We start from the raw sequence: 7,504 nt of genomic DNA on the forward strand, positions 1-7,504 counted from the left end.
GTAGATGACGCTTTGGCACGGAAAGGTGTCCGCGCGCATGGAGTTCTGGCTCGACCTCAACGAGGAACAAACCGACCTGCGGGACTGGGTGCACGGCTTCGCCGAGGGCGTCATCCGGCCGGCCGCGGCCGAGTGGGACGAGCGCGAGGAAACCCCCTGGCCGATCATCCAGGAGGCCGCCAAGATCGGGTTGTACGGCTTCGAGTTCCTGGTGAACACGTGGTCGGACACCACCGGGCTGAGCCTGCCGCTGGTCAACGAGGAACTCTTCTGGGGCGACGGCGGCGTCGGCATGGCACTGTCCGGCACGTCGCTGGCAGTCGCCGCGATCTACGGCTCGGGCACCCCCGACCAGCTGGTCGAATGGGTACCGCAGTGCTTCGGCGACGCGGCCGAGCCCAAGGTCGGCGCGTTCTGCTCGACCGAACCGGAGGCGGGCTCGGACGTCGGGGCGATGCGCACCCGCGCGGTCTACGACGAGGCCACGGACGAGTGGATCCTCAACGGCCAGAAGGCATACGCGACCAACGGCGGCATCGCGGCCGTGCACGTCGTGACGGCCGTGGTCGACCCGGCGCTCGGCTCCCGGGGCCAGGCCGCGTTCATCGTCCCGCCCGGAACGCCCGGCCTCACCGGCACCCGCAAACTCAAGAAGCTGGGACTGCGGGCCTCGCACACCGCGGACGTTTTCCTGGACGACGTACGCGTACCCGGCAGTTGCCTGCTCGGCGGCAAGGAGTCCCTCGACGAGCGGCTCGCGCGGGCCCGGTCCGGCCAGCGGGCGTCGCGCCAGGCGGCGATGCGCACCTTCGAGCTGTCCCGCCCCGCGGTGGGCGCGCAGGCGATCGGCATCGCCCGCGGCGCGTACGAGTATGCATTGGAATACGCGAAGAACCGGGTCCAGTTCGGCCGCCCGATCATCGAGAACCAAGCGATCGCCTTCGCGCTGGCCGACATGAAGATGGAGATCGACGCGGCCCGCCTGCTGGTCTGGCGCGCGGCGTGGATGGGCCGCAACGACCGCACGTTCGCGGCCGGCGAGGGCTCGATGTCCAAACTCAAGGCCGGCGAGGTGGCGGTGGCCGTGACCGAGAAGGCGGTCCAGATCCTGGGCGGCGCCGGCTACCTGCGCGAACACCCGGTCGAGCGGATGTACCGGGACGCCAAGATCTACACCATCTTCGAGGGCACGTCGGAAATCCAGCGCCTGGTGATCGCCCGGGCCATCTCCGGAATGCAGATCCGGTAATGGCCGGCGCGGCCTTCGTGGTGCGCACCATGGCCCGGCGTGGCCTGCTCGTGCCGGGTCCGCCGCACCGCGTCCTCAAGCAATTCGGCGAGCTGCACAAATGGGGTTTCGGCCTGACCGGCGAGCTGCGGCAGGCCGCCGCCCGCTCGCCCGGGCGGGTTGCGGTGATCGACGAGGCGCGGGGTCCCGTCACGTACGCGGAACTGCTCGACGGTTCCGCCCGGCTGGCCGCCGCGCTGCCGTGGACGGCCGGCGAACGCGTGGGCGTGCTGTGCCGCAACTCCGCCGCCATGATCGAGACCCTGATCGGGGCCACCATGATCGGCGCCGACCCGGTGCTGATCAACACGGGCCTGTCCGGGGCGCAACTCTCCGCGGTGATCGCCGCGCAGGACCTGAAGCTGATCGTGCACGACGACGAGTTCGCCGGCCTGCTGGGCGACTTCCCGGGCGCGGTACCGACGTCCCGGCTGCCGGCGCTCATTGCCGGTTGCCCGCTGCCGTGGGCGACGCCGCCGCCCCGGCCCGGCCGGACCATCGTGCTCACCTCGGGCACCACCGGGACACCCAAGGGTGCCCGGCGTCCCACGCCCGGCGGCTTCGGCCCGCTCTGCTCGATCATCGACCGGATTCCGCTGCGGGCCGGGGTGCGGGTGCTGATCTCGGCGCCGCTGTTCCACACCTGGGGCTACGCCGGCCTGCAGATCGCGCTCGCGCTGCGCGCCACCATCGTGCTGCGGCGCCGGTTCAACCCGGCCGACGCGCTGGAAACGCTGACCCGGGAAAAGTGCACGGCGCTCATCGCCGTACCCGTAATGATCCAGAATTTGATGGAGGTTCCGGACGGCCCGATGCCGTCGCTGTCGGTGGTTGCGGTGAGCGGTTCCGCCCTGCCGGGTGGTCTGGCCACCCGATTCATGGACCGGTACGGGGATGTGCTGTACAACCTGTACGGCTCGACGGAGGCGTCGTGGGCCTCGATCGCCACTCCCGCCGACATGCGCGCCGCCCCCGACACCGCCGGCCGCCCTCCGCACGGCACCGTGGTGGCGGTCCTCGACGCCGACGGCGCCCGGGTGCCACCCGGCACGACGGGCCGCCTGTTCGTCGGCAACGAGATGCTGTTCGAGGGCTACACGAACGGCGCCGCCAAGGAACTCCGCAACGGCCTGCTGGCCACCGGCGACCTGGGCCACGTGGACCGGGCGGGCCGCGTCTACATCGACGGCCGCGAGGACGACATGATCGTCTCAGGCGGCGAGAACGTCTTCCCGTCCGAGGTGGAGGGCCTGCTGGCCGACCTGCCGGGCGTCCGCGAGGTGGCGGTGGTAGGCGTCCCCGACGATGAGTACGGCCAGCGCCTGGCCGCGTACGTGGTCCTGCACGTGGAGGCGTCCCTGCACGCCGACCAGATCCGCGACCACGTGCGCCAGAACCGGGCCCGCTTCTGCGTCCCGAGAGACATCGTCTTCCTGCCCGAACTCCCCCGGAACGCGACCGGCAAGGTAGTGAAGCGAGAACTCCCCCGCTGACGGCTCTCGCTCCCCGCTTGGTAGTCGGCGATCACTCCTCGCCGCGGGCGATGGCGGCGGCGCGTTCGATGCTGATGCCCGGCAGCAGCACGTCGGCGTGCCGGTGCGCCAGACACCAGCGACCGTCCTGCCGGCGGAAGACCAGCGTCACCCGCAGCGACCAGTCCTGCTCGGCCAGATCACCGACCCGCACCGTCTGCCGCTCGACGACGACCAGAACCGCCAGGTCACCGGACGTGTAGCTCTCCACGACGTCAAAAGTGGCCGTACCACCCTGAAAGAACTTGGCAGTCGAGGCCCGAGCCTCCGGGCTGTCGTCGTGCCCCCGGATCGGCTCACCCCCGAACGGCGGCATCAAGGTGTAGTCGTCCGTGTGCGGCAGAAGCTCGACATACCGCCCGGCGTCCCCGTTCAGCAGCGCCTCGTTGGCCTCCGCGGCCCGGGCGATGAGGTCGGTGAGGTCGTCGTAGGCGTAGGCCCGGCTGATCAGGTCGTCGGACTCGCCCTCCGCGGCAGCGTGCTGGTCCTCCGCGGCTGAGGTTTCGCCCTCCGCGGTGGCGGGCTGGTTCTCCTTCTCCGCGGCAGCGGGTTCGCCGTCCGCGGCAGCGGGTTCGCCGTCCGCGGCAGCGGGTTCGCCGTCCGCGGCAGCGGGCTCGCCGTCCGCGGCAGCGCCCTCTTCCCGGGCGTCTGCGACCCGGACCGTCCCGTCGGCGGGTTGGCCTTCCGCGGCCGCCGGGTGCATCGTCCGGGCGGCAGGGGTGCCGTCCGCGGCCACGGTGCCGGCCATCAAGTCGGTCAGGTCGTCGTTCTGCGCCACGCGGTCATCCTGCCGTACCCCTGCTTCCCCGGGTGTCGCCTTCCGTACAGCCAGTGGCCGGCGTCACTGTCCCGGACTCGTAGGCCGCGATGACCAGCTGGGCCCGGTCGCGCGCGCCCAGTTTGGCGAGCAGGTGGCCGATGTGCGATTTCACGGTGGCCGGTCGCAGGCGCAGATGCTCGGCGATCTCGGGGTTGGACAGGCCCTGGGCGATCAGCGTGAGCACCTCGGCCTCCCGCTCGGTGAGCCCCTCGACCCCGCGGGCCACCGGCCGGGCCGCCGGCGTGCGCTGCGCGAACTCGGCGATCAGGCGCCGCGTCACACTCGGCGCGAGCAGCCCCTCCCCCGCCGCCACCACCCGGATCCCGGCCAGCAGGTCGGCCGGCGGCGCATCCTTGAGCAGGAACCCGCTCGCCCCGGCCCGCAGCGCCGCATAGACGTACTCGTCCAGGTCGAACGTGGTCAGCACCAGCACCCGCGGCCCCGCACCCTCCCCGGCGGCCGCCGCCGAGCAGATGCGCCTGGTCGCCTCGATCCCGTCCATCTCCGGCATCCGGATGTCCATCAGAACGACGTCCGGCCTGCTGACCGCGACCAGCTCGACCGCCTCCACCCCGGTGCCCGCCTCGCCCACCGCCTCGAGCCCCGGCGCGGTGTCCACCAGAACCCGGAAGCTGCCCCGCACCAGCGCCTGGTCGTCGGCGATCAGCACCCGGATCGGCTCGGTCACGGCTCACAGGGTATGCGCGCCGACACCCCGAAACCGCCCTGAACCCGCGGCCCGGCGTGAAACTCCCCGCCGTACATCAGCACCCGCTCCCGCATCCCGATCAGCCCGTGCCCGGTCCGCCCGGTCGCCGGCAGCACCCGCTGTCCCGGCCCGTCATCGACCACCTCCACCCGTACCTCGTCCCGGTCTCCCACCACCGCCACCCGGCAGCTCGCCGGCGCCGCGTGCCGAACCACGTTGGTCAGCGCCTCCTGCACGATCCGGTAGACGGACAGCGCCACCCCCTCCGGCAGCCTGTCCACTCCCCGGACCTCCAGCTCGACCGGCACCCCGGCCTGCTCGGCCCGCTCCGCCAGAGCGGGCAACCCGGCCATCCCGGGCTGCGGCACCAGATCGGCCGGCCTCAACCCGAACACCGCAGCCCACGACCCACCCAGCCCAGGCACACCCAGCCCAGGCACACCCAGCCCAGGCACACCCAGCCCAGGCACACCCAGCCCAGCCGCACCGGGCGGATCGGGCTCAGCGACGGCGGGCAATGCCCCCGTGGTCTCGCTCGGTGCCGGACCGAGCGGTGCCGGGCCGGGCGGTGCCGGGCCGGGCGGTGCCGGGCCGGGCGGTGCCGGGCCGGGCGGTGCCGAAGCCTGCGGGTCCGGGCCGGCGCGCAGGACGCCAAGCAGCTGCCGCATCTCGGCCAGGGCCGAGCGGCTGGTCGTCTCGATGATGCGGAGCGCGTCCTGAGCCTCCTCGGGGCGCATCGCCATGACGTGGTTGGCCGTGCCGGCCTTGACCGCGATGAGGCTCATGCTGTGCGCCACCACGTCGTGCAGTTCGCGGGCGATGCGCAGCCGCTCCTCGGCGACCGCGCGGCCGGCCAGCTCGGTGGCCGAGCGGGCCGCGTCGGCCCGGCGTTCGCGCACCATGCGGCCGGCCGTCCAGGAGGCGGCCAGCAGCCCGACGCCCAGGACCACGTTGCCGAAGCCGGGCCCGATGCCGGACGGCGGCGTGCCACCCACGGCGCTACCCACCAGCACGAGACCGGCCAGCACCGCCATCACGGCGGTCGACACCACTGTGCGGCGCGCGGCCACCGCCACCGGATAGAGACAGTAGGCGGCCGCCAGGAACGGGTCGTTCAGCACACCGGCCGCCCACGCCGCCGCCGATGCTGCCGTGGCGACGGTGAATGCCGGTACCGCGTACACCCGGCGAAGCGCGACCCCCGCACCCACCGCAACCATCAGCGCCGCGCCGAGCCAGCTCGGCACGTCGGCACGCAGCGTCGCGCCCGGCAGGAACAGCAGCACGTAGGCTGCCGCGGCCAGGCCGTCCAGCGCGATCAGTTGGCGGCGGGTCAGCCGCCGGGTGCGGTTCACGCGGCCACGTTAGCGGCGAAAGCACCGGCGGCGCGTCCACCCAGGGTCTGATAGACCAGGGTCGGAGATTGCCGGTTTCAGGTTCAGACCGTGCTCCGATGTGCCCGCCGCCGCCCTCCGGCATCGTGGCCGGCGTGATTGAGGTCAAGCATCTGACGAAGCGATATCGGGCCGCGACGGCTGTCGACGGGCTCACCTTCACCGCCGAGCCGGGTTCGGTCACCGGTTTCCTCGGGCCGAACGGCGCCGGCAAGAGCACGACCATGCGGGTGCTGCTCGGCCTGGTCCGGGCGACGTCCGGCGAGGCTCTGGTGCACGGGCGCCGCTATCCGGCGTACGACCGGCCGTTGCACGAGGTGGGCTCGCTGCTGGACGCCAACGACGTGCATCCCGGCCGCTCGGCGGTCAACCATCTGCGCTGGCTCGCCCGGTGCAACGGCGTCGCCGCCAGCCGCGTCGCCGAGACCCTCGAGCAGGTCGGCCTCGCCGGGGCGGCGCGCAAGCGGGTGGGCACGTTCTCGCTCGGCATGCGGCAGCGGCTCGGCATCGCGGCCGCGCTGCTCGGTGATCCCGGCGTTCTGGTCCTGGACGAGCCGATGAACGGGCTCGACCCGCAGGGCATGCGCTGGATGCGCGAGCTGCTGCGCAAGCTGGCGGCCGAGGGGCGGACCATTCTGATCTCCAGCCACCTGATGACCGAGATGGAGGTGATCGCCGACCGCCTCATCATCGTGGGCCAGGGCCGGCTGCTCGCCGACACCACGGTGGGTGAGCTGATCACCCGGGACGGCTCGGCGTCGCTGGAGGACGCCTACCTGCGGATCACGGAGGCGGCATGACCGCGTTGCTTGCGGCCGAATGGGTCAAGGTTCGATCGGTACGCTCGACCGTCTGGACCTTGGGGCTGGCGTTCGCCCTGAGCACCGGCCTGGCCTACGTCTTCGGTGCGGCGTTCCGGTCCGGCTGGGACGACATGCCGCCCGACCGGCGGGCGCTGTTCGACCCGATCTTCTCGACCTTCTACAGCCTGACCATCGGTCAGCTCGCCCTGGTCGTCCTGGCGGTGCTCGTGGTGACCAGCGAATACTCGACCGGCACCATCCGCTACTCGCTCATCGCCGTGCCACAGCGGGGCCGGTACTTCGCCGCCAAGGTCGGCGCCGGAGCGCTGCTGGCGCTCGCGGTGGCGGTGGTGACCGTGGCGGCCACATTCACGGCTGCTCAAGCCGGGCTCGGCGACATCGGCATCACGCTCGGCTCGGACGACGCGCTGGCCGCGACCATCGGCGCGTGCCTCTACCTGGTGCTGATCTATCTCTTCGCGACCGGGGTCGCGGTCCTGCTGCGTGGCGCCATCCCGACGCTGGGCATCCTGATGCCGCTGCTCTTCCTCGGCTCGCAGGGGCTGGGCAACCTGCCGCAGATCAAGCCGGTGGCACAGTACCTGCCCGACCAGGCCGGCATGTTGATCATGCACATCGTCCCGCCCGGCGATCCGCAGTTCGCCCGCGACTACGGCCCGTGGACCGGCTTGGCGATCATGGCCCTGTGGGCGGCAGCGGCGCTGGCCGCGGGCTACGTCGCGGTCCGGCGGAGGGACGCCTGATGGCAGGCTGCCAAAGCATCCGCGGGCCGACCCAAGGCCGCTCCGGCGTCACCGCAGCGGCGGGCGGCAGGCGCCAGGCGCCAAGCGGCGGGCGGCGGACGGCAGGCGGCAGGCGGCGGGCGGCGGACGGCAGGCGGCAGGCGGCAGGCGGCAGGCGGCGGACGGCAGGCGGCAGGCGGCAGGCGGCAGGCGGC

General features: G+C 72.6%; 7 protein-coding genes. 4 read left to right on the forward strand and 3 right to left on the reverse strand.

Going from position 1 to position 7,504, the window contains the following annotated elements; genetic code table 11:
* Positions 1-37 precede the first annotated feature (37 nt).
* Entirely contained in the window at positions 38-1,249 is a 1,212-nt protein-coding gene (locus Ari01nite_RS44170) for an acyl-CoA dehydrogenase family protein (RefSeq protein WP_203790116.1), read from the forward strand.
* Positions 1,249-2,781, forward strand: coding sequence for an AMP-binding protein (locus Ari01nite_RS44175; protein ID WP_203790117.1), 1,533 nt, complete (start codon positions 1,249-1,251; stop codon positions 2,779-2,781). The genes Ari01nite_RS44170 and Ari01nite_RS44175 overlap by 1 nt, the downstream gene beginning before the upstream one ends.
* Positions 2,782-2,812: 31 nt before the next feature.
* On the opposite strand, the gene Ari01nite_RS44180 is transcribed toward Ari01nite_RS44175, so the two are convergent.
* From Ari01nite_RS44180 to Ari01nite_RS44190, 3 genes are read right to left on the reverse strand one after another with little or no spacing between them, the layout of a single operon-like run.
* The gene (locus Ari01nite_RS44180) at positions 2,813-3,598 is read right to left on the reverse strand and encodes a YybH family protein (protein ID WP_239163539.1); all 786 of its coding nucleotides are present in this window, start codon (positions 3,596-3,598) and stop codon (positions 2,813-2,815) included.
* A 4-nt stretch (positions 3,599-3,602) separates the two neighbouring features.
* Entirely contained in the window at positions 3,603-4,328 is a 726-nt protein-coding gene (locus Ari01nite_RS44185) for a response regulator (RefSeq protein WP_203790118.1), read from the reverse strand.
* On the reverse strand, positions 4,325-5,704 hold the full coding sequence (locus Ari01nite_RS44190; protein WP_203790119.1) for a sensor histidine kinase: 1,380 nt from the start codon (positions 5,702-5,704) through the stop codon (positions 4,325-4,327). Before Ari01nite_RS44190 ends, Ari01nite_RS44185 begins: the two co-directional genes overlap by 4 nt.
* A 134-nt stretch (positions 5,705-5,838) precedes the next feature.
* Here Ari01nite_RS44190 and Ari01nite_RS44195 point away from each other — a divergent pair, with 134 nt between their 5' ends.
* Positions 5,839-6,543: an ABC transporter ATP-binding protein gene (locus Ari01nite_RS44195; protein ID WP_239163540.1), complete on the forward strand. Its 705-nt coding sequence runs from the start codon at positions 5,839-5,841 to the stop codon at positions 6,541-6,543.
* Complete coding sequence (locus tag Ari01nite_RS44200) at positions 6,540-7,310, forward strand: ABC transporter permease (protein ID WP_203790121.1); 771 nt, start codon at positions 6,540-6,542, stop codon at positions 7,308-7,310. The genes Ari01nite_RS44195 and Ari01nite_RS44200 overlap by 4 nt, the downstream gene beginning before the upstream one ends.
* Positions 7,311-7,504: the final 194 nt, after the last annotated feature.

It is taken from the genome of Paractinoplanes rishiriensis, from assembly GCF_016862375.1.
GTDB classification, from domain to species: domain Bacteria; phylum Actinomycetota; class Actinomycetes; order Mycobacteriales; family Micromonosporaceae; genus Actinoplanes; species Actinoplanes rishiriensis.

Coding starts and splice junctions, on each gene's coding strand:
- Ari01nite_RS44170 (WP_203790116.1), top strand. CDS start 38: ATGGAGTTCTGGCTCGACCTCAACGAGGAACAAACCGACCTGCGGGAC.
- Ari01nite_RS44175 (WP_203790117.1), top strand. CDS start 1,249: ATGGCCGGCGCGGCCTTCGTGGTGCGCACCATGGCCCGGCGTGGCCTG.
- Ari01nite_RS44200 (WP_203790121.1), top strand. CDS start 6,540: ATGACCGCGTTGCTTGCGGCCGAATGGGTCAAGGTTCGATCGGTACGC.